This is a genomic window from Dysosmobacter sp., from assembly GCF_052306735.1.
In the GTDB taxonomy this organism is placed as follows: Bacteria; Bacillota; Clostridia; order Oscillospirales; family Oscillospiraceae; genus Oscillibacter.
In genome coordinates, this window is record NZ_DAWBAJ010000035.1 from 1 (window position 1) to 21,559 (window position 21,559).

Annotated in this window: 16 protein-coding genes, 1 pseudogene and 1 riboswitch; of the genes and pseudogenes, 10 read left to right on the forward strand and 7 right to left on the reverse strand. The window is 61.9% G+C overall.

Annotated features, from left to right (window positions below):
- The 3 genes and pseudogenes from ACT67G_RS08960 to ACT67G_RS08970 form a co-directional block, all read left to right on the forward strand.
- Positions 1-306, forward strand: a pseudogene (locus ACT67G_RS08960) (ABC transporter ATP-binding protein); the annotation flags it as partial.
- Positions 300-1,112 (forward strand): hypothetical protein, encoded by an 813-nt coding sequence (locus ACT67G_RS08965; protein ID WP_443664013.1) that lies wholly within the window; start codon positions 300-302, stop codon positions 1,110-1,112. The pseudogene ACT67G_RS08960 and the gene ACT67G_RS08965, both read left to right, overlap by 7 nt.
- A 66-nt stretch (positions 1,113-1,178) precedes the next feature.
- Positions 1,179-1,646, forward strand: coding sequence for a COG2426 family protein (locus ACT67G_RS08970; protein ID WP_325247017.1), 468 nt, complete (start codon positions 1,179-1,181; stop codon positions 1,644-1,646).
- A 67-nt stretch (positions 1,647-1,713) separates the two neighbouring features.
- On the opposite strand, the gene ACT67G_RS08975 is transcribed toward ACT67G_RS08970, so the two are convergent.
- Positions 1,714-1,902: a hypothetical protein gene (locus tag ACT67G_RS08975; protein ID WP_443664014.1), complete on the reverse strand. Its 189-nt coding sequence runs from the start codon at positions 1,900-1,902 to the stop codon at positions 1,714-1,716.
- A 110-nt stretch (positions 1,903-2,012) separates the two neighbouring features.
- Between ACT67G_RS08975 and ACT67G_RS08980 the strand changes: the two genes are divergently transcribed.
- Entirely contained in the window at positions 2,013-2,255 is a 243-nt protein-coding gene (locus tag ACT67G_RS08980) for a helix-turn-helix domain-containing protein (protein WP_325247015.1), read from the forward strand.
- A 38-nt stretch (positions 2,256-2,293) separates the two neighbouring features.
- On the opposite strand, the gene ACT67G_RS08985 is transcribed toward ACT67G_RS08980, so the two are convergent.
- Entirely contained in the window at positions 2,294-3,565 is a 1,272-nt protein-coding gene (locus ACT67G_RS08985; RefSeq protein ID WP_443664015.1) for an amidohydrolase family protein, read from the reverse strand.
- A 50-nt stretch (positions 3,566-3,615) separates the two neighbouring features.
- A riboswitch (purine riboswitch) is annotated at positions 3,616-3,714 on the reverse strand.
- A gap of 116 nt (positions 3,715-3,830) precedes the next feature.
- Here ACT67G_RS08985 and ACT67G_RS08990 point away from each other — a divergent pair.
- Positions 3,831-4,568: a ZIP family metal transporter gene (locus ACT67G_RS08990; protein ID WP_325244140.1), complete on the forward strand. Its 738-nt coding sequence runs from the start codon at positions 3,831-3,833 to the stop codon at positions 4,566-4,568.
- A gap of 50 nt (positions 4,569-4,618) precedes the next feature.
- On the opposite strand, the gene ACT67G_RS08995 is transcribed toward ACT67G_RS08990, so the two are convergent.
- From ACT67G_RS08995 to thiI, 3 genes are all read right to left on the reverse strand, one after another.
- The gene (locus ACT67G_RS08995; protein ID WP_443664016.1) at positions 4,619-6,583 is read right to left on the reverse strand and encodes an S-layer homology domain-containing protein; all 1,965 of its coding nucleotides are present in this window, start codon (positions 6,581-6,583) and stop codon (positions 4,619-4,621) included.
- Positions 6,584-6,781: 198 nt separating this feature from the next.
- Positions 6,782-8,035 (reverse strand): competence/damage-inducible protein A, encoded by a 1,254-nt coding sequence (locus tag ACT67G_RS09000; RefSeq protein WP_443664017.1) that lies wholly within the window; start codon positions 8,033-8,035, stop codon positions 6,782-6,784.
- A gap of 225 nt (positions 8,036-8,260) precedes the next feature.
- Positions 8,261-9,454, reverse strand: coding sequence for a tRNA uracil 4-sulfurtransferase ThiI (thiI, locus tag ACT67G_RS09005; RefSeq protein WP_443664018.1), 1,194 nt, complete (start codon positions 9,452-9,454; stop codon positions 8,261-8,263).
- A 257-nt stretch (positions 9,455-9,711) separates the two neighbouring features.
- Here thiI and ACT67G_RS09010 point away from each other — a divergent pair, with 257 nt between their 5' ends.
- The 3 genes from ACT67G_RS09010 to ACT67G_RS09020 all read left to right on the forward strand — a co-directional run bounded on the left by ACT67G_RS09010 (position 9,712) and on the right by ACT67G_RS09020 (position 15,747).
- The gene (locus tag ACT67G_RS09010; RefSeq protein ID WP_325247845.1) at positions 9,712-10,488 is read left to right on the forward strand and encodes a PepSY domain-containing protein; all 777 of its coding nucleotides are present in this window, start codon (positions 9,712-9,714) and stop codon (positions 10,486-10,488) included.
- Positions 10,489-10,918: 430 nt separating this feature from the next.
- Positions 10,919-12,184, forward strand: a complete 1,266-nt coding sequence (locus ACT67G_RS09015) for a tyrosine-type recombinase/integrase (RefSeq protein WP_443664019.1) — start codon at positions 10,919-10,921, stop codon at positions 12,182-12,184.
- 350 nt (positions 12,185-12,534) lie between these two features.
- Complete coding sequence (locus ACT67G_RS09020) at positions 12,535-15,747, forward strand: S-layer homology domain-containing protein (protein ID WP_443664020.1); 3,213 nt, start codon at positions 12,535-12,537, stop codon at positions 15,745-15,747.
- A gap of 78 nt (positions 15,748-15,825) precedes the next feature.
- Here the strand turns inward: ACT67G_RS09020 and ACT67G_RS09025 are convergent, their stop codons facing one another.
- A complete protein-coding gene (locus ACT67G_RS09025; protein WP_443664021.1) occupies positions 15,826-16,410 on the reverse strand; it encodes a hypothetical protein in 585 nt (194 codons plus the stop codon).
- Between the two features lie 195 nt (positions 16,411-16,605).
- Here ACT67G_RS09025 and ACT67G_RS09030 point away from each other — a divergent pair, with 195 nt between their 5' ends.
- On the forward strand, positions 16,606-17,238 hold the full coding sequence (locus tag ACT67G_RS09030; RefSeq protein WP_443664022.1) for a flavodoxin family protein: 633 nt from the start codon (positions 16,606-16,608) through the stop codon (positions 17,236-17,238).
- A gap of 40 nt (positions 17,239-17,278) precedes the next feature.
- Here ACT67G_RS09030 and ACT67G_RS09035 read toward each other — a convergent pair whose 3' ends face one another.
- Positions 17,279-18,796: a YifB family Mg chelatase-like AAA ATPase gene (locus ACT67G_RS09035; RefSeq protein WP_443664023.1), complete on the reverse strand. Its 1,518-nt coding sequence runs from the start codon at positions 18,794-18,796 to the stop codon at positions 17,279-17,281.
- Positions 18,797-19,082: 286 nt separating this feature from the next.
- Here ACT67G_RS09035 and nifJ point away from each other — a divergent pair.
- Positions 19,083-21,559 (forward strand): pyruvate:ferredoxin (flavodoxin) oxidoreductase (nifJ, locus tag ACT67G_RS09040; RefSeq protein ID WP_443664024.1); only part of this gene is annotated, 2,477 nt, incomplete at its 3' end.

Consider the following 21,559-nt stretch of genomic DNA (forward strand, 5'->3'; position numbering starts at 1 on the left):
ACCCGGGAGAAGGTGCAGCTCATCATGGTGATGAGCCGGGCGGCCAAGCTGTATCTGCTGGATGAGCCCATCGGCGGTGTGGATCCCGCCACCCGGGATTACATCCTCTCCACCATCATCGGCAACTACAACCCCGACGCGGCGGTGGTGATTTCCACCCATCTCATCGCGGATGTGGAAAAAGTGCTGGACGAGGTTATTTTCATTGACCGGGGCCGTGTGATGCTCCAGTCCTCCGTGGACCAGATCCGGGAGGAGAAGGGTATGAGCGTGGACGCCCTGTTCCGGGAGGTGTTCAAATGCTGAGGAAACTCATCAAGCACGAATTTCGTGCCACGGCCCGGATCATGGGGCCGCTGTATCTGGTGCTGCTGGTGACGGCTCTGGGCGCCAACCTCTCTACCCGGGGCATTCTGGAGACTCCGTACCCCGTTTTGAACATTCTGGGGGCCCTGCTGGTGATGGCCTTTGTAGTGGCCATCATGGCGGTGTGCGCCATGAGCATTTACCTGATGGTCCAGCGGTTTTACAAGAACCTGCTGCGGGATGAGGGGTATCTCATGTTCACCCTGCCCGCCTCCGTGCACCAGCAGGTGTGGAGCAAGCTCATCGTCTCCTCCGTGTGGTTCATCGTCACCGGCGTGGCCGTGATGATCTCCTTCATGATGATGGCCATGGATGTGGGCTTTGTGAAGGGACTTGTCCATGCCCTGCAGGTGCTGTTCCAACAGGTCACCGCCTATTACGCCATCAACGGCACGGTGTTTTTGCTGGAGCTGCTGGTGCTGGCCTTTGTGGGCTGCATTGGGTTCTGCCTGCAGTTTTACGCGGCTCTGGCCATCGGCCACAGCTTCTCGAACCACAAATTTGCCTGGTCCGTGGCGTTCTTCTTCATTTTGCAGTTTGCCTCTCAGCTGGTGGGAAGCCTGCTGCTGCTCTCCCTGGACGCGCCGTTTATCAACCGGCTGTTGGGCAGTCTGGATTTCCGGGTGTCCGGCATGGCCGCCGTCCATATGGGCATGGGCATCCTCATCGCCGCCTGCTTGGTCTATGCCGCCGTATTTTACGTCATGACCACATACTTCTTGAAAAACCGCCTGAATCTGGAGTAAACTAGGTGCATATGCCCGTGGCGGAAGTTCCCTTCGGGCCCACATCAAAGCCAGGAGGATGCCCGGATGCCTGCGGAAGACATGTTTCACGAATTGCTGCTGACGTTTTTCACGGCCATGACGCCGATACTGGAGCTGCGGGGCGCCATCCCTGTGGGGGTGGCGGCGGGGCTGCCTCCCGCCGTGGCCTGTGCCGTGTCCATTGTGGGGAACCTGGTGCCGGTGCCCTTCATCATCCTGCTGACCCGGCGGATCTTCGACTGGCTGCGCCGCACCCGCACCTTCGGCCCCCGGATCCAGTGGCTGGAGCGCCGGGCCCATCTCAAGGGGCGGCTGGTGCGCAAGTACCGTCTGGCGGGGCTGATGATCCTGGTGGCCATCCCCCTGCCGGGTACCGGAGCCTGGACGGGCGCGCTGGTAGCCGCGGTGCTGGATATCCGCCTGCGCCACGCCATGCCCGCCATTGCCATGGGTGTGGTCATCGCCGGCATCATCATCACGGCGCTGACCATGGGCGTGGTACACCTGTTTTGAACATCTGACGGAAAGCCCCCGGAGCGCATTCCTATGCGCGCCGGGGGCTTGTTTCTTCCGGGCCGGGTCAGCCAAAGTCGTGGCGGCCGCCGCAGTCCACCCCCAGCCCCTCCAGCAGCGTGACGATGGCCTCGATCTTTTGGAAGCAGGTTTTGTCGGAGAGGGTCTCGTCCGCCAGGATATCCCGGATGCGCAGCAGCGCCCGGACTGCGGCGTCGGACGCCAGGGCGCGATAGAAGTCCTGTGGGCTTTGCATAAAATCACCCCAGTAGTCGATATATCGCCTATATAGTATCATATATCGACAACTTTTTGCAAGGACCTTTCGTAACATGGTGATATGTCAAACGAAAGGGGAGACAGGCCATGGATACGCGGAGGGCGGTTGCCAACCGGCTGGTGGTCTTGTGCGGGCAGAGAGGCTGGACGGTGAACAAGTTGGCGACAAAATCCGGCGTTTCTCCTTCCACGGTGAAGAGCATCTTATACGGAAACAGCAAAAACCCGGGGATTGTCACCATCAAGCTGCTGTGCGATGGGTTGGAGATCTCCCTGGAGGAATTTTTCTCCGGGCCGGAATTTACCCGGCTGGAGCAGGAGCTGCAATAAAAAAGAGACGCCGTCAGGCGTCTCTTTTTTCGGCCTTTTCAGACAGCCTCGTACACCTTCCGTCCGGCGCTCCACACCGCCCGGAGGGCTCCCGGCTGGCGGCGGTAGACGCACCGCTCGAACCGCTCCCGGCCCGTCAGGGCATGGGACTGGGGGAGGGCATCGTCGGAGAGCACCATGGCGTGGAGGGGATTGCCGGGGGCGAAGCCCGGGGCCTCTCCGAAAAAGGCCGCTCCGGCGGAGGTGGCCAGGTACCATGCCTCCGGCACCGTCAAGAAGGCGGGGTGGGCGGAATCCGTCATCTGCCGGACCTTGGAGGCCCGGATGGCGGAGGCGGTGACGTCGAACATGTCCAGGTGGTCGCCGCCGGCAATGTCGCTGCCCAGGGCTACCTTCAGCCCTTCCTGGAGCATGGTCCGCACCGGGGCGGTGCCGGAGCAGACGTTGACATTGGAGTCCGGGCAGTGGACCACCGTGACCCCCGCCTCCTTCATGGCCGCCCGCTCCCGTTGGTCGGACCAGACGCAGTGGGCCATGAGAGTGCGGTCGTTCCACAGGCCGAACTTGGCGTAGGTCTCCCAATACTGGGTGCAGTCCGGGTGCAGCTGGCGCACCCATTCGATCTCCCGGTCATTTTCGGAGAGGTGGGACTGGATGGGAAGATGACGCTCCCGGGCGGTCTTGCCCAGCCAGGCCATCAGCTCATCGGTGCAGGAGGGGGTGAACCGGGGGGTGAGCATGGGGCGGACGTAGGAGAAGCGGCCGCATTCCGCAAGCCACCGCTCCGTCTCCCGGATGGATTCCTCCGTGGTCTCCTCCAGGACCCCGGGGGCGGCGTTGCGGTCCATGTTCACCTTGCCCACATAGCCGGTGACCCCCGCCCGCTCCAGCTCCTCCATGAGGATCAGCGTGGCATCGGTGTGGAGGGAGGAGAACATGGCCACCCGGGTAGTGCCGTGGGCAATGAGCTCCGCGGACAGCTTGCGGTAGACGTCCCGGGCGTAGTCCGGATCGGCAAACCGGGCCTCCGCCGGGAAGGTGTAGGTGTTGAGCCAGTCCAGCAGCGTCAGGTCCATGCCGGTGCCCAGCATGGGATACTGGGGGGCGTGGAGGTGCAGGTCTGCGAACGTCTGGAGGATCAGGCAGGAGCCGAAATCCTCCACCGGCGCACCGGTATAGCGTTCCGGCAGGGTGGGGAAGACCCCGGTGATGACGCCGTCCTCCGCCACCAGATAGCCGCCCTCCGTGATCTCCGGCGCCCCGGCCGCGGCGGCGGAGACGATGGTGCCCTTCAAAATCGTTGTGGTCATAGGGATTCCTCGCTTTCCAAAATTCTGGAAAAACAAAAGGAGCGCCCGCGCACAGCTGCGCGGACACTCATAGCCGGGCCTTGGGCGGCCCCGTAGAAACGTTCGCGCCGTCACAGCGAACTTATATGAGTTTCCCGTTGTTATCCTGTCTGTATCATACCACCCTCCGGGGGAAAAGGCAAGGCCGTCACCCCCGGGGCAGCCGCCGCGTATGCTGTCATACGGGCGGTGCTCCGCCCGAAATCACAAGAGGATGGGGAGACATATGCTGCAGGCATTGTGCCGGGCGGCGCTGGGGACGGGGTTTACATTTCTGATGACCACCCTGGGCGCCGCGCTGGTGTTTTTCTTTTCCGGGGCGCCGGAGCCCCGGTGTCAAAAGGGGATGCTGGGGTTTGCCGCGGGGGTGATGACGGCGGCCTCCGTGTGGAGCTTGCTGCTGCCGGCCATTGAGCGGGCGGAGGCCCTGGCGCTGCCGGCCTGGCTGCCGGCGGCGGGAGGAATGCTGCTGGGAGCGGTGTTCCTGGCGGCCCTGGATGAGGCCCTGACCCACCTGCGGGGGATGGAACAGCGGCGGGAGACGCTGCTGATGACCGCCATCACCCTCCACAACATTCCTGAGGGTATGGCGGTGGGCCTGGCCTTTGCCCTGGCCGCTGACGGAGCGGGCCTGGCGGGGGCCGCGGCCCTGGCTCTGGGCATCGGGATCCAGAACTTCCCGGAGGGGGCGGCGGTGTCGCTGCCTCTGGTGGGCCGGGGACGGGGCAGAGCCTTTGGCGCCGGGGTGCTCTCCGGGGCGGTAGAGCCGGTGTTCGGTGTGGCGGTGGTGGCCCTGGCAGCGGCGGCGCAGCCGCTGATGCCCTGGCTTTTGAGCGCAGCCGCCGGAGCCATGCTCTACGTCACCGTGGAGGAGCTGGTGCCCCAAGCCCACAGCCGGGCCGGTACCTGCGCCTTTGTGGGAGGCTTTCTCATCATGATGGTGCTGGACGTAGCCCTGGGATAGAGAGGAAAAAAGCAGCCCCGGCTTTTGCCGGGGCTGCTAAAATGGGGCAATCAGCCCATTTGGAAGCAGTAGCGCTGCACCATGGCCGCCACCTGGGCCCGGGTGGCACGTCCGGTGGGGTCCAGGGTCCCGTCGGCCCTGCCGTTGATGATGCCGCTTTCCACCGCCCAGGCCATGGCGTCGGCGGCGTAGTCCGCCACCAGATGGCCGTCGGGAAATGCGTGGGCGTACGAGGCGGAGGGACTTCCGGCGTAGCGGTAGAGGACCACCGCCAGCTGCTGGCGGGAAATGGCGCCGGAGGGGTTGGAGCCGTCGGTGAGGCCGTTTTCCACAGCCCATGCCATGCCCTGCTGGAGGGACGAGCCTCCGGCAAGATCCGCCGCCCCGTCCAGGCGGGCCAGCACGGTCATGAGCTGAGCCCGGGTGGTGGGCGCGTCGGGGGCAAAGGTGGTTTGGGAGGTGCCGTGGAACAGCTGGCGGCTGGTGACAAAGTCAATGGGGTCCTGGGCCCAGCACGCCGCCTGGTGGACGTCGGGGAAGGACAGGCTGTTGTCCATGACCTTTACCGTGGCGCTGCCCGCCAGGGTCAGGGTGATCCCTGCCTCCGTGGGGAGAGAGGTCTTGAGGATCTCTTCCGTGCCGTCGGCGTTGACCAGGACGGCCACGGTACCGGGGGTGACGGTTCCCACGGGGATCTCCACCCGGACGCTGCCGGCGCTGTGGGGCAGGGAGATCTCCACGGCGGGGGCGGCATCGCTGCTGGAGGCGGCGGGGACTTCCACCGGAAGGGTCACGGTCTCTCCGGCCTCCGCGGCGCTGGCGGCCACGGAGGAGGGGACGGACACAGTCATTTCGGTGATGGTGCCGCTGGCGTCGGTGACCGTGGTGCCGGTGACGCCGTCGGCAGTCTGATGGGTCTGGGTGACGGTGCCGTCGGGCTGGGTGACGGTGGTGGTCATGGAGCCGTCGGGGTTCTTTTCCGTGGTGGTGGAGCCGCCGGAGCCGTCCCCGGCACCGCCGGAGGAGCCGGAATCCCCGTCGGGCGTATCGGGGTCCTCCTCATCGGGGGAGCTGGTGTCCTCATCGGAGCCGCCGGGGGTGCCGGTGCCCTGGTCGGGGGAAGGATGTACCGTCCAGGTGCCGTCTCCGTTGTCCTGGACTTGGGCGGAGCCTGTGTAGGCGCTGGGGTCAAAGGAGAAGGTACCGCCGGTGATGGTCAGCTCCACACCCGTGGTCTCGGGCAGGAACCCCACCTGGCGGTAGGTGCCGCCGGAGATGACGCCGGTGGTGGGAGCGGATACTCCGGCATTGCCGGACTGGAAAAAGACGGAGACCTCCTCGCCGATGGTGCCCGCGTCCATGGCAAAGCGGCTGGGTGAACCGGCCAGGTTGTCCACATTGATGCCCCAGCTGTTGCCCCGGGTGGTGAGGCCGTGGATCTCCATGGCGGAGCCGTTGCACACCACCGCATACCAGCGGCAGTTTTCCACGGTCACGTTCTCCAGGACAGCGGTGGAGCCGTAGAGGTTCAGACCGTTTTTGGCCTGGCTGCCGCCGTCGATGGTGAGATCCCGGAGAATTACCCGGGCCCCCTCTTCCACATTTATCAGATTGGGGCCGCCGCCGCTGCCGGTGTCATAGGAGATGCCGGTGGCAGTCAGGGTGTGGCCGCCGCCGTCGATGGTGAGATCCTGCGTCAGGGTCAGTACCCCCTTGGTATTGCCCAGCCCGCTGCCGTCCAGCACCGCGTCCTCCAGCAGCGTGATGGTGTCGCCGCTGACGGCGGCAGCAAGCGCATCGGAGAGGGTCGGGTAGCAGACGGCGCCGATTTTGGCCCCGGCCGGATCTTCTTCCGGAATGGGCAGATCCTCGGAATCCCCGGGATCGTCCCCGTGGGCCGCCTGGCTGAAGACGGTGTCATCCGGGGCGGTTGCCAGAGCCGGTGCCGGCGCCGCCGTCAGCGTCAACGCCAGGGCCAGCAGGCCGGATATGATGGAATGTGGAATGGTTCGCATGTGTTTCCTCCTGAAACCGCACTGAGCTGTGTTCTAAAATCTATTTATTTTGCTCTATAAATGTAACATAAAGCCGGAGCATCTAACAAATGCATCTTTTGGAAAACTGGTTTTTTGTCTTTTCAAGGGGATGGGGCAGAAGGAGAAAACAAAAACAGGATCGCTGCCGTATGGCAGCGATCCTGTTTGACAGCCGGGTCACAGCTCCAGCCCGGTGAGGTAGCGGCGTACCATGTCCAGGGCGTGGTTGGCGGAGAGGTCCTGGATCCGGTCCCGGGTGCGGCGGCCGGACTCCGTCCGGCGGCAGAAGGTGCCGTCGGGGGTGGCCAGGCCGATGAACACCAGGCCCACGGGATTGCCCCGCTCATCGGGGTCGGGGCCCGCCACGCCGGTGACGGAGACGGCGATGTCCGCTCCGGTGATGCGCCGGGCACCCTCTGCCATGGCCCGGGCAGTGGGCTCCGACACGGCGCCGTATTGGTCCAGAAGGTCCTGAGGGACCCCCAGCACGGCGGCTTTCACCTCCGTCCAGTAGCTGACCACGCCGCCCCGGTAGACCCGGGAGGCCCCCGGCAGGGCGGTGATCCGCCGGGCGATGAGGCCTCCGGTGCAGCTCTCGGCGGTAGCCAGGGTAAGGCCCCGCTCCAGCAGCAGGGAAGAGCAGACCGCCTCCAGCCCCGTCACGTCCACGCCGTAGACGTAGGGGCCCAGGAGCGTTTTCACCTCATCCACCACCGGGGCAAGCATCTCCTCCGCCTGTTCGGCGCTCTGGGCTTTGGCGGTGGCCCGCAGGCGCACCTCGCAGGGCTTGGCGTAGGTGGCAAGAGACGGGTTTTCCATGTGGGACATCTGCTCGTGGAGCAGCTGGTCCACATAGGACTCTCCCAGGCCGAAGGTCATGATGTCGTGGGAGACGATGATTTCCCGGGAAAGGCTCCGGAGATAGGGCTCGGCGCAGCGGCGCAGCATGGTCACCATCTCGTGGGGCGGGCCGGGGAGCATCAGCACATGGACGCCGTCGGCTTCGAAGGCACAGCCGGGGGCGGTGCCCACGGGATTGTCGAACACCACGCACCCCTCCGGGAGCATAGCCTGCTGGCGGTTGTTGTCCGGCATGGGGGCGTGAAGGTTTTTTTCGTAGAAGTCCGCGATGTCCGAGAGAATTTCCGGGTGGAACACCAGCGCCTTGCCGCAGGCGGCGCAGACGGTCTCCTTGGTGAGGTCGTCGTAGGTGGGGCCCAGGCCGCCGGTGGTGATGAGGATGTCCGCCCGGTGCCGGGCGGTGTCCACCGCCTGGCGCAGCCGGGTGGGGTTGTCTCCCACTACTGTGTGCCAGAAGACGTTGATGCCCAGGGCACTGAGGCTTTGGGAGAGCACCTGGGCATTGGTGTTGGCGATGTTGCCCAGGAGCAGCTCAGTGCCTACGGCAATGATTTCAGCAGTGTGTGCCATGATAAAAGGCCTCCAGTCGCCGACACCAATCCGGCGGCCAGTGCCGCCGTAAATACGGAGCGTCAGCGCAGTATTTCCGCAAGGGCGGATTCACTCCGCCCGAGGATGTGAGAAAAACAGGGCTCCCGCAGGTTCAGAGAACCTGCGGGACGTTGGCGATGTTGCCCGGGAGCGGTGCCCACGGCAATGATTTGGGCAGTGTGTGCCGTGATAGAAAGACTTCCCTCAGATCCGGGGCTCGTCGGTGATCTTCACCCGGACCCAGGAACTTTGGGCAAAGGCTTCGTTTACCAGGGCGTCCACGTCCAGCGCCGCCTCCGCCGCCCGGACATCCTCCAGCTTGGGACGGGTGCAGGGGTGCCGGGGGGTGAACACGGTGCAGCAGTCCTCGTAGGGGAGAATGGAGGTATCAAAGGTGCCGATCTGCCGGGCAATGCGGATGATCTCCACCTTGTCCATGCCGATGAGGGGCCGCAGCACCGGCATCTCGCACACGTCGTCGGTGGTGCCCAGGGCCAGCATGGTCTGGCTGGCCACCTGGCCCAAAGACTCGCCGGTGACCAGGGCCTTGGCGCCGATCTTCCGGGCTACCGCCTGGGCAAGGCGCATCATGAACCGCCGCATGATGAGGGTAAAGTACTCCTCCGGGCAGTTCTTGCGGATCTCCTCCTGGATCTTGGTGAAGGGCACGATATGCACCACCAGCCGTCCGCAGTAGCCCGTCAGCAGATGGGCCAGCTCCAGCACCTTGTCCTGGGCCTGCTGGGAGGTGTAAGGCGGGGAGACGAAGTGGACCATCTCCAGCTCCACGCCCCGCCGGGCCATCATCCAGGAGGACACGGGGGAGTCAATGCCGCCGGAGAGGAGGCTCACCGCCCGGCCGCCCATGCCCACCGGCAGTCCGCCGGCGCCGGGGACGGCAGGGGCGTGGACATAGGCCGCCTTTTCCCGGATCTCCACGTACACCGTGAGGTCGGGATTGTGGACGTCCACCGCCACGCTGGGGAAACGCTCCGCCAGCTCACCGCCCACCTCCTGGGAGATCTGGATGGAATTGAGGTAATAGCTCTTGTCCGCCCGCTTGCTCTCCACCTTAAAGCTTTTGGCTTTGGCAAACTCCGATGCCAGGTACTTTTCCGCCGTGTCGGTGATGGCCTCCACGGTTTTCTCGCAAGGTACCGCCCGGGCGATGGAGACCACGCCGAAGACCTGGCGGCAGGCCTCCCAGGCAGCCTCCATGTCGCACTCCCCCTGGGGCTCCACATAGATGGTGCTCTGGCGCAGATACACCTGGAAGCTGCCGCAGCCCCGCAGGCGGCGGCGGACGTTGGAGAGGAGTTTATCCTCAAAGGAGCGGCGGTTGAGGCCCTTGAGGACCACCTCGCCCAGCTTCAAAAGGAAAATTTCTTGTTGGTTCATAAAACGGCTCCTCCGAACACATGAAATCAGATTTTCGATAGCTGCATTATACCGCATTCGGCCTGCGAGAAAAAGCCCTGATTTTTTTCCGGCGGCCCCGGCTGGAAAAAATCTCAAAAAAATTTTTGATCTGGTGCAATAAAACCGCCGGCCCATCCATTATTGGTGTAGAAAGGGCGGGAGGTACCCCCGCCGGAGACCATCGCAGAAAACATCTGTCCAATCAAAAAATAAACATATAAGAAGGAGAAACGAGTATGAAGAAGACTGGTTACTGGAAGGGATTCGCCTCCGCCCTGGTGCTGACGGCTTTGGTAGCGGCACTGGGCATCACCGCCACCGCCACCTATCAGCGCACCATCCAGGTGGAGGACGGCATCGGCATCACCCTCAACGGCGCGAAATTCACCCCCCGGGATGTCAGCGGCAAGGAAGTGCCGGTGTTCCTCTACAACGGCACCACCTACGCCCCCGTCCGGGCGGTGTGTGAGGCCGCAGGCATGGAGGTGTCCTACAATTCCGCCACCGACACCGTGGTTTTGACCACCATGGAACAGGCTGCATCCCAGAAGGCGGACTCCGGCAGCTACATCGGCGAGAGCCGGGCCAAAGAAATCGCCCTGAACGACGCTGGCGTGAAGGAGTCCAACGCCGTATTCCTGAAGGTTCGTCTGGACTGGGACGACGGCCGGGCCGAGTACGAGGTGGAGTTCTACAGCGGCAACGTGGAGTACGATTATGACATCGACGCCATCACCGGCGCCATCCGCAGCTCCGACCGGGATCTGGAGGACTTCACAGTTCCCTCTGCGGTTTCTTCCGGCACCTCCGGTACGCTGATCACCGCCGACAAGGCCAAGTCCATCGCCCTGGGCCGTGCTCCCAGCGGAACCACCGTGGTCAAGTGCCAGCTGGACCGGGACGACGGCCGCACCGTGTACGAGGTTGAGATGCGCAACGGCCGTATGGAGTACGACTGCGACATCGACGCCGCTACCGGCACCATCCTCACCTGGGAGAGCGACTACGACTGATCCAAACCTGCACTGTAAAATAAAGAGAGGCGGCCAACCGGCCGCCTCTCTTTTTTTAGACAGCTCCTTTGCCCCTCCGGCGGGGCGTGCTTTTTTGCGGATTTTCCCCTGTAATCCCCGCTTGTTCATCGATCATCGCGGTGAAGATCGCGGGCCGCTTCCGCCGGGGAGGTTACCGTAAAAAATGACATAGGATATTGATTTTTGTTACTTTTTGGCGTATTTTACAGATATGGAAAATCTCCAAACCCTTGTGCCACAACGGATTGAGTGTAATTTTACAGAAAATGTATTTTGGCACATAATTGTAACATAATGTAACCGAAAGCACGTTGAAAAAATCCTGCTGGCCGTGGGAAAGCCAGGAGGGATTCCCAGTATTTAGTAGTCTGTTATTTGATACATAGTTGTAACAAAGAGGGGAAAATGCATGGCGGAATACATCGTGAACCGCCCAGATGAAGAGGTCATGAGGCGCATCTTACAGCAGAATCCGGACAACGCGGTGGGGGCGATTTTGCGTCTTGCGTGGCAGGCGGGCCTGCTGCGGGAGGAGATCCAGACCCTCACCTGGGCGCAGATTGACTTTCAGGACCGGCGCATTGTGCTGCCGGATCGGGAGGTGCCGTTGGAGGAGGAGCTGGCCGATTGGCTGGAGACGCTGCGCCGGGAGCGCAACCGCGCCTCCGAGGCGGTGGTGCTCTCGGACCGGGACCGCAAGCCGCTGACGCCCCAGTCTATTTCCCGGCTGGTGCGGGGCGCGCTGGACAAGGAGGGGCAGACGAAGGTGCGGCTCATCGACCTGCGCCACGATTACGTACTCCGGCAGCTTGCCCGGCACGACTGGCAGTATGTATCCCGGATCACGGGGATGGAGGCGGCGGCCCTCAATGCGCATTTTGGGACTTATATGAAAGAAAAGCACGTCTCCACCCGGGCCAAGCGGGAAGAGACGGTACACATTGATGAATTTGCCCTGTGGAAGCTGCTGCAGGCGGAGAAGATGTCACCGGCGGGCGTGGCTTTGTGGCTGACGTGGCAGATGGGCCTGCGGCTGGACGAGATTGTGGCCCTCACCTGGGACCAGGTGGATCTGCAGCGGCAGGAGCTTCACCTGCCGGAGCGGACGGTGGCCATGACCAGCGGTGTGCTGGGGGTACTGCGTCAGCTGCGGGAGAAGACGCCTGCATCCCAGAAGGCGGTGGTGGCGGCGCCCCGCACCGGCCACGCTCTGGATCGCACCCGGCTTTCCAAACTCACCCGGGCGGCACTGGTTCGCGGCGGGATGGACGATGTGACGCTGCGGGACCTGCGGGTGGACTGTGAGATCCGGGTCGGCGGGGAGAACCAGGTGGTATCCTGGGTCCGCCGCCACCAGTACATCACCCGCAACCAGGCCATGGAGCTGCTGGGCGTTTCCCGCACCACGGCCTACAACCGGCTCAAGCAGATGGTTCAGCGGGGCAAGCTCACCCAGATCGGCACCCGGTACTATCTCTTCGGCCAGGTGGTGCCGCCGGAGCGGCAGCCCCAGGTGATTTTGGAGTATCTCACCCGGGAGGGATTTGCCTACCGGCAGGACATTGCGCAGCTGCTGCATGTGGATCCCCGGCAGTGCCGGCCCATTCTGCGCCGCATGGTGGAAAACGGACAGATTGTGCAGGAAAAGCAGCGATATACATTAAAACAAGCGTGAAGCCCTCTTTTTCATATGGAAAAAGCGGCGGGGCCACGGCTGCGGATGTGCGGCTGCGGCCCCGTCTTTTGTTCCGGGAGGCCTCTGATTTGTTACCTTCGGATGGCAAAAAAATCCACAAAAAGCGCGCCGCGTCTCATTTGCATTACGTCTGGGCCAAAACGCTGGACAGCGGAAAAATTTTCAGGTACATTGACTGTGCGGACGGGAGCACGGCTACCCGACGGCCAATTCCAGGTTTGGTGTAGGCCAACATGGTTTGGTTCGGCTAGCCCCGACACGAGACCGGGAACGGCAAGCGGGGCGCGGTGCAAACGGACCGTAAATCTTAAAAGGAGGAAGATCCTACCATGAAGAAGTTCCTTTCTCTGGTTCTGGCTCTGGTGATGACCATGTCTCTGGTCACCGTCAGCGCTGGCGCCAAGGACTTCACGGATGACAAGTCCATCACTTATGATGAAGCTGTCGCCGTGATGTCCGAGGTGAAGGTCATCGATGGTTACACCGATGGTTCTTTCCAGCCCACCACCAACCTCACCCGTGGTGCCGCTGCCAAGATCATCTGCAACCTGATCCTTGGCCCCACCACCGCCGCTGCTCTGGGTGCTGATACCGCTCCCTACAGCGACGTCCCCGTCAACCACACCTTTGCCGGCTATATCGCTTACTGCCAGAAGACTGGCATCATCAGCGGTTATGCTGACGGCACCTTCAAGCCCGCCGCTCCTCTGACCGGCTATGCGTTCATGAAGATGCTGCTGGGCGCTCTGGGCTACAACAGCGATGTTGAGGGTTACACCGGTGCCAACTGGTCCATCAACGTTGCCAAGCAGGCCATCGCCATCGGCCTGGCCAAGGGCAATGACGACTTCACCGGTCAGGCTTACGTCAACCGTGAAGAGGCTTGCCTGTACTCCCTGAACACCCTGAAGGCCACCATGGTCGAGTATCCCCAGACCACCACGGTCAACGTCAACGGCGCCGACGTGGTTCTGGCCAGCGCTCGTACCGAGGTTGCTTGGGGCACCGCTCTGAAGAGCAACGATGGCAACATCAAGAAGGACGGCTACGTCCAGTTCGCTGAGAAGTACTTCCCCAATCTGGAGCTGGAAGTTGGCGAGGGCATCTATGGCCGTCCCGCTAACACCTGGAAGAACAAGAAGGCCGAGATCGGCACCTTCACTTCCATCGATCCCACCTATGTCTACACCGAGTCCATGGAAGAGGGCGACGTGTACAAGGATCTTGGCGGCGTGATCACCGACAAGGACGAGTATGACTGGTCCTTCTACATCAACGGTGTGGAGCAGAAGACCGGTACCATCCCCGCCAAGAACAACGATGACGAGTGGGTCTACACCGGCGAGGGCACTGTCACCGAGGTCTATGTCAACGACCTGGAAGAGACCGTTGACGTGGTCGAGTTCAACTACTATCTGGGCCAGGTTTCCAAGGTCAAGAGCGATGACGACGGCGAGTACATCACCGTTTCCGTTCTGTCCAAGGGCGCCAAGGATCTGGACAACAAGACCTTCTATGTCGAGGGCTATGCTGAGGACGACTATGTGGTCTTCACCATGGATTGGGACGACGACGAGGACGAGTATGTCATCGGCGAGGTCTTTGAGCCCGAGACCGTCACCGGCACCGTCACCCGCGTGGATAAGGATACCGATAAGGCCAACAACTCCACCAAGGTGACCGGTGAGACCTATCTGAAGATGGACAGCGACAAGTATGTCTATTCTGAGGATGCTAAGGATCCCGCTCAGCAGAGCCACATGGTCTATGACCTGAGCGAGAACACCAACGTGGTTGCTCACCCCACTCTGGATGAGGACTACATCGTGTACCTGGATCCCAACGGCTACGTTCTGGGCTTCGCTCCCTCTGAGGAGACTGTGGACCAGTACCTGTTCGTCACCGACTCCGACGAGGAGCTGCGCGACTGGATCGCCAAGGTCTATCTGCCCGACGCCACCAACCCCAAGGTTGATCTGGACGACGAGCTGGAAGGCAAGCTGCCCAACAGCATGACTGTTCCCAGCCTGGGCAAGCCCATCAAATTCTCCAGCACCGGCGACTCCATCGAGTGGATTGACAATGACGGCAATACCAACAACGACTGGAAGCAGCGCACCAACGTGGACGGCCTGATCTGGAAGTACTCTGTTTCTAGCAAGGGCGTCTATTCTCTCACCTATGTTCCCGTTGCTGCCAGCGTGACCGACGAGAACAGCGATGTGAGACAGTACTATATGGACACCACCGATCCCGCTGATCCCACCAAGACTGTTGAGATCCACAACGGCAAGGCTTATGTCCAGGCTGGTGCTAACGCTTTCATCGTGGACAACAAGACCATCTTCGTGGACACCATGAACGGTGTTGCTTACACTGGCTACAAGGAAGTTCCCAACGTTGACAACGCTGAGATCGCCTATGTCATGGACGGCAAGATCGCTTCCGTGGTCTTCATCCTCGATGGCGACATCTATGATTCCGCCAGCACCTACTTCATGCTGAAGGATACCAAGCGTGAGTCCTTCCGCTATGATGGCGATGACTTCTGGACCTATGCGAACGCCTATGTCAACGGCGAAAAGACTCCTCTGAACATCAAGTACAACGCTGACAAGTCTGGCAGCAACGTCCTCAAGGCTGATACCCTCTACAAGGTCACCAAGACCGTGGACGAGGAGTACATCACTGAGGTTACCTCTGCTGGTATGCCCGCTACGAAGCCCGTTGTCGCTGTTGGTATCGATGCCTTCTGGGCTGGCGCTGCTCAGACTTCCTCCAACAAGTACGACGTCAACGATGAGACCGTCTTCGTCGTGGTGGATTACGCCCTGCAGAAGGACGGCACCTACGAGCTGGATGCCATCTATGACGGCCGTCTGGACGACATGGACGACGATGATTACAACATCCAGGTCCAGGTCCTGAAGCAGGACGAGGAGACCGCTGAGCTGGTCTACATCTATCGTCACGAGAAGGCTGCTCCCGCTGAGCCCAAGGTCTCCAACGTGACCTTCAACGGCGAGGAAGTCAGCGCCTACACCTCTGCTTCTCAGGCTTACAAGAACGCCATCGAGTATGTTCCCGGCTCCACCTTCGCTGTGGACTTCGATGCCGAGGGTAGTGCTACTGCTTACTGGCAGAACTTCACCTCCGCTTCTGACTCCTTCACCAGCACCAGCACCTATGTCATTGGTAATAAGACTGCTTCTGTCAGCGCCGGCGACGTGCAGGTCTTCAAGCTGGTTGACACTGCCAACGGCGAGACCGATGTCAAGTACATCGCTGTCAAGGGCAGCTCCGACATGGTCAACCTGACTTTCAACATCACCAATGCTCTGGTCAAGATCAACGGTGTGTCCTACTATGATGACGATGTCCTGACCGTGAAGGCCAACGAGAATGTGGAAATGGTTGTCACCTTCGCTGATGGCACCACTACCAAGACCGTCACCGTGGGCGACACTGCCGTGTCCGGCTTCAACGGCACCTATATCTTCAAGACTGCCACCAGCGTGACCGTGACCGTTTCTGCCACCTGATCCTTATCAAAAATCAGATTCTGATTTGAGATAAGCAAGACCCCCGCTCGTATGAGCGGGGGTCTTGTTTTGTCCCCCTTACTTCCGCAGCCCGTAAACATACAGGCTGCTGCCGCTCTCCATGGCATTTGCGGAGGCATCGTTACCGGTTACTGCCAGCACCTCCACAGTTACCGTTCCGCTTGTGGCCGCCCCGGTCAGCAGCCCCTGACTGGGGCCATATCCGCTTCCTGCCAGGTAATCGGTGCCTCCCCAGAAGAAAACGCCTCCTCCTGCCAGAGGCTGGGCAAAAATGCCGCCGAAAGATCGCTCCAGGGGATCCCACCCACCGTTAAGTAAAATGTATTCTGTGGAGCCGCCTGTCCATTTGATGGAAACCTTTGTACCGCCTTTCACGTCGAGTAGCATCAGCAGACAGCAGTACTGCTCCACATTTTCCACGGTGACGCTTACGCCTTTGGCGTTTCCACTCAGCACGCTTTCCCCGATCTTCACCCATTTCAAGGTGGCATCCACCTCCGCTTGCCCGATCTTTTGGGCCACTGTGTCTGCCAGTTCTGTCAGCGCCTCCTCCGTTTTCCGGTTGTCCGCGTTGAAATCTTCCCGCATGATGCGGTCGCTGCCCTCCCATTGGTTCAGCTGATAGTGTTCCGTTGTATTCAAAGTCATTCCTCCCATATCACCCCATTTGACCGCTCCGAGTATAGAATTCCCCCCATAGGGGCCCCGCCTGCCGGAAGTTGCACGGTTTTGTGCAACCCCGGCAAATTTTTTTCTCCCGTTGCCAGGATGTCCCCCATGGGCTATAATGGCAGTATCAGACAATCCCCTGTGAATACTTGAGTTTGGAGGGATCCCATGAAGATCGTTGCCATCAACGGAAGTCCCCGGAAGAATGGGAATATCACCCAGCTGCTGGAGGTGGTGCGCCGGGAGGTGGTCTCCGCCGGCGTGGAGTTTGAGGTGCTCCAGCCCGGCCCCAAAGTCCACCCCTGCATGGCCTGCTACCACTGCCTGAATACCGGCAGCCTCCGCTGCGTCCAGACGGACGATGCCGTCAACGATGTCATCGCCGCCTGCTGCGCCGCCGACGGCATCCTCCTGGCCTCTCCCGTCTACCACGGCGGCATTGCCGGCGGTATGAAGTGCGTCTTGGACCGGATGATGCTTGCCGCTGGCTGCGGCGTCAACCAGTTTGCCCACAAGGTGGGCGGCGCCCTGTGTACCCTCCGCCGCTCCGGTGGTATGGAGACCTATCAGCAGCTCCTGGGCACCATGAACGCCATGGAAATGGTCCTGGTGACCTCCGACTACTGGGGCGCCGTCCACGGCGCCGACCCCGGCGAGGCCCTGGCCGATACCGAGGGCGTGGAGGTGGCCGCCCGTCTGGGCCGTGACATGGCCTGGATGGTGAAGGTCCTTGCCGCTACCCGGGAGACCCTGCCCCCGCCGGAGAGCTTCCCCCGCACCATGACCAACTTCATCCGCTGAATGCGCAAAAAAGCGCCCGGCTTTTGGCCGGGCGCTTTGCTTATCCCCTTAAAATGTCGGTGTTTCGGAACTGCACCGCCTCGGCGATGTGGGTAGCGCTGATCTCCGTCTCACCCTCCAGATCCGCGATGGTTCGGGCCACCCGCAGTACCCGGTCGTGGCTCCGGGCCGTGAGGCCCATCCGCTGGAAGGCGCCTTTCATCAGGGCGTCCCCGGCACCATCCAGACGGCAGAAGGCGGCGATCTGGGCGGGGGTCATCTGGGCGTTGCAGGCGGTGTCCGTTCCCGCATAGCGCCTGCGCTGGATGGCCCGGGCGGCTTCCACCCGCTCCCGCACGGCTGCCGAGGATTCCGGCGTCTCCCGCCGCCGCATGGCCTCATACTCCACCGGGGCAACGCTCACGTGGAGGTCGATGCGGTCCAGCAGCGGCCCGGATATCTTCTCCACGTACTTGGCCACCTCCCGGTCCGAGCAGGTGCACCGCCTGGAAGGGTGTCCCCGCCAGCCGCACCGGCAGGGGTTCATGGCGCAGACCAGCTGGAACCGGGCGGGCAGGTGCAGCGTTCCGCCGGCCCGGGCCACCGTTACCGTCCCATCCTCCAGGGGCTGGCGCAGGGCCTCCAGCACATCCCGGTGGAATTCCGGCAGCTCGTCCAGGAAGAGCACGCCGTTGTGGGCCAGACTGATCTCCCCGGGCCGCATGGCCGGGCCGCCTCCTGCCAGCGCCGCGGCGGATGCCGTGTGATGGGGCGCGCGGAAGGGCCGCCGGGTCAGCAGGGGGTGTCCCGGATCCGTCATCCCCGCCACCGACCAAATACCGGAGGTCTCCAGGGCCTCCGCCCGGGTCATCTCCGGGAGGATGGAGGGCAGCCGCTTGGCCAGCATGGATTTGCCGGAGCCCGGCGAGCCGATCATCAGCAGGTTATGGCCTCCTGCCGCGGCGATCTCCAGTGCCCGCTTCACGTTTTCCTGTCCCATCACGTCCCGCAGGTCCGGCAGGTCTTCCGTTTCCGCCTCCGGCTCCCAGGCCGGAGCGGGGGAGAGGGGCGCTTCCCCCCGCAGGTGGGCGGCAAGGGCCGCTACCGTCTCCACGCCGTAGACCGTGAGCCCGCCTGCCAAGGTGGCCTCCGCGGCGTTCTCCGCCGGAACGAACAGCTGCCGGATTCCCGCCTCCCGGGCCGCCAGTGCCATGGGCAGCACGCCGGGGATCCCACGCAGCGACCCCGTCAGGGACAGCTCTCCGATAAAGGCTGCGTCCGCCGGGGGAGGGGGCAGCTCCCCGGACGCCGCCAGGATCCCAATGAAAATAGGAAGGTCATACACCGTGCCCGCTTTTTTCTGCCCCGCCGGGGCGAGATTGACCGTAATGCGGCTGACGGGGAACTTGGCGCCGCAGTTTTTCACAGCTGCCCGAACCCGCTCCCGGGCTTCCCGCACGGCGGTGTCCGGCAGTCCCACCACATCGAAAGCGGGCAGGCCGCCGGAGAGAAAACACTCCGCCCGGACCTCATAGCCCGCCACGCCTCCCAGGCCCAGAGAACGCACCGATACCACCATGACCCTCACCTCGTCTGCGCCGGCACCTGCGGCGCGTAATTCTGCCAAAATTTTACCACAGATAGGGAAAATAGGGAACCCATTCACCGAAAAACTCACCAAAAAACCGGGGGCCTTTTGTCCTATCCGCAGAAAACATAAAAATTGTGCAAAAAATAACAAAGTGCCCGTTTACATGGGAAAAGACAAGTGATATAATACTACCGCATGAAAATCGGGGGAGCGTCCGAGATTCGTGTTTTGGCAAGATGCTGCCCTCTCGGCAGCAAAAATAGGAGGTAAGTTTATGGCAAGAAAGTTCAAGTCCATGGACGGTAACAACGCGGCTGCATATGTCAGCTATGCGTTTACCGAAGTGGCGGGCATCTATCCGATTACCCCGTCCTCTCCCATGGCAGACTTGGTGGACCAGTGGGCTGCCGCTGGTCAGAAGAACATCTTTGGCACCACCGTCAAGGTGGTGGAGATGCAGTCCGAGGCCGGCGCGTCCGGTACTGTGCACGGCTCTCTGGCCGCCGGTGCACTGACCACCACCTACACGGCCTCTCAGGGCCTGCTGCTGATGATCCCCAACATGTACAAGATCGCCGGCGAGCTGCTGCCCTGCGTGTTCCACGTCTCCGCTCGTACCGTTTCTTCTCACGCTCTGAACATCTTTGGTGATCACTCCGACGTCATGGCCTGCCGTCAGACCGGCTTTGCCATGCTGTGCGAGAACGATCCCCAGGAGGTTATGGATCTGGCTCCTGTGGCCCATCTGGCCGCCATCGAGGGCCGCGTTCCCTTCATCAACTTCTTCGACGGCTTCCGCACTTCTCACGAGATCCAGAAGGTTGCCGTGTGGGATTACGACGATCTGAAGGAAATGTGCGACATGGACGCCGTTGCCGCGTTCCGCAAGCACGCCCTGAATCCTGAGCGCCCCAACATGCGCGGCTCTCACGAGAACGGCGATATTTTCTTCCAGCATCGTGAGGCCTGCAACTCCTACTACAACGCCCTGCCCGACGTTGTGGAGAAGTACATGCACAAGGTCAACGAGAAGCTGGGCACCAACTATGAGCTGTTCAACTACTATGGTGCTCCCGACGCTGAGCGCGTCATCATCGCCATGGGCTCCATCTGCGACGTGGCTGAGGAAGTCATCGACTACATGACCGCCCAGGGTGAGAAGGTCGGTATGGTGAAGGTCCGTCTGTATCGTCCCTTCCGGGCCGACAAGCTGCTTGCCGCCATCCCCGCCACCTGCAAGAAGATCGCCGTGCTGGACCGCACCAAGGAGCCCGGCTCCCAGGGCGAGCCTCTGTACATGGATGTTGTCACCGCTCTGGCCAACGCCGGCAAGACCGACGTCAAGGTCATCGGCGGCCGTTATGGTCTGGGCAGCAAGGATACTCCGCCCGCTTCCGTGTTCGCTGTCTATGACGAGCTGAACAAGGACGAGATGAAGCGCGAGTTCACCATCGGCATCGTGGACGATGTCACCCACCTCTCCCTGGAGGAGAAGCCCGCTCCCGGCGTGGCTCCCGAGGGCACCATCGAGTGCAAGTTCTGGGGCCTGGGCGGCGACGGCACTGTCGGCGCCAACAAGAACTCCATCAAGATCATCGGCGACCATACCGACAAGTATGTTCAGGCATACTTCCAGTATGACTCCAAGAAGACCGGCGGCGTCACCGTCAGCCACCTGCGCTTCGGCGACAAGCCCATCAAGTCCTCCTATTACATCAACAAGGCCGACTTTGTGGCCTGCCATGTGCCTTCCTACATCACCAAGGGCTTCCCCATCGTCCGTGATGTGAAGCCCGGCGGCACCTTCCTCATCAACTGCCAGTGGAGCGATGAGGAGCTGAGCCACCATCTGGACGCTGCTTCCAAGCGCTACATCGCCAAGAACAACATCCAGGTCTACACCATCGACGCCATCGACCTGGCTGCCAAGATCGGCATGGGCAAGCGCACCAACACCATTCTGCAGTCTGCCTTCTTCTCTCTGGCCAAGGTGATGCCCGAGGCTGAGGCTGTCCAGTACATGAAGGACGCTGCCACCCACTCCTACCTGAAGAAGGGCCAGGACATCGTGGACATGAACCACAAGGCCATCGATGCCGGTGCCACTGCGTACAAGAAGTTCGACGTGCCCGCCGACTGGGCCGATGCACAGGATGTGGCTGATACCACCGTCCTCACCGGCAAGCCCGAGCTGGTGGAGCAGGTCAAGACTATCCTGAACCCCGTCGGCAAGATGGACGGCGACTCTCTGCCCGTCTCCGCTTTTGTCAAGCACGTGGACGGCCAGTTCGAGCTGGGCGCTGCCGCTTACGAGAAGCGCGGCGTTGCCGTCAACGTCCCCACCTGGGATTCCACCAAGTGCATCCAGTGCAACAACTGCGCCTATGTCTGCCCCCACGCCACCATCCGTCCCTACGCTCTGACTGAGGAGGAGGCCGCCAAGGCTCCCGCCGCTGCCAAGATCGTGGACATCAAGGCCGGCAAGGGCAAGGGCGTTTACAAGTACACCATGGCTGTGTCTCCTCTGGACTGCATGGGCTGCGCCGTGTGCGTGGGCCAGTGCCCCGTGGGCGCTCTGACCATGGTGCCTCAGGAGCAGGAGGCTGCTCAGCAGGAGGTCTTCAACTACTGCGTCGCCGAGGTCTCCGAGAAGAAGGATATGCAGGACAACACCGTCAAGGGCAGCCAGTTCAAGCAGCCCATGCTGGAGTTCTCCGGCTCCTGCGCCGGCTGCGCCGAGACCAGCTATGC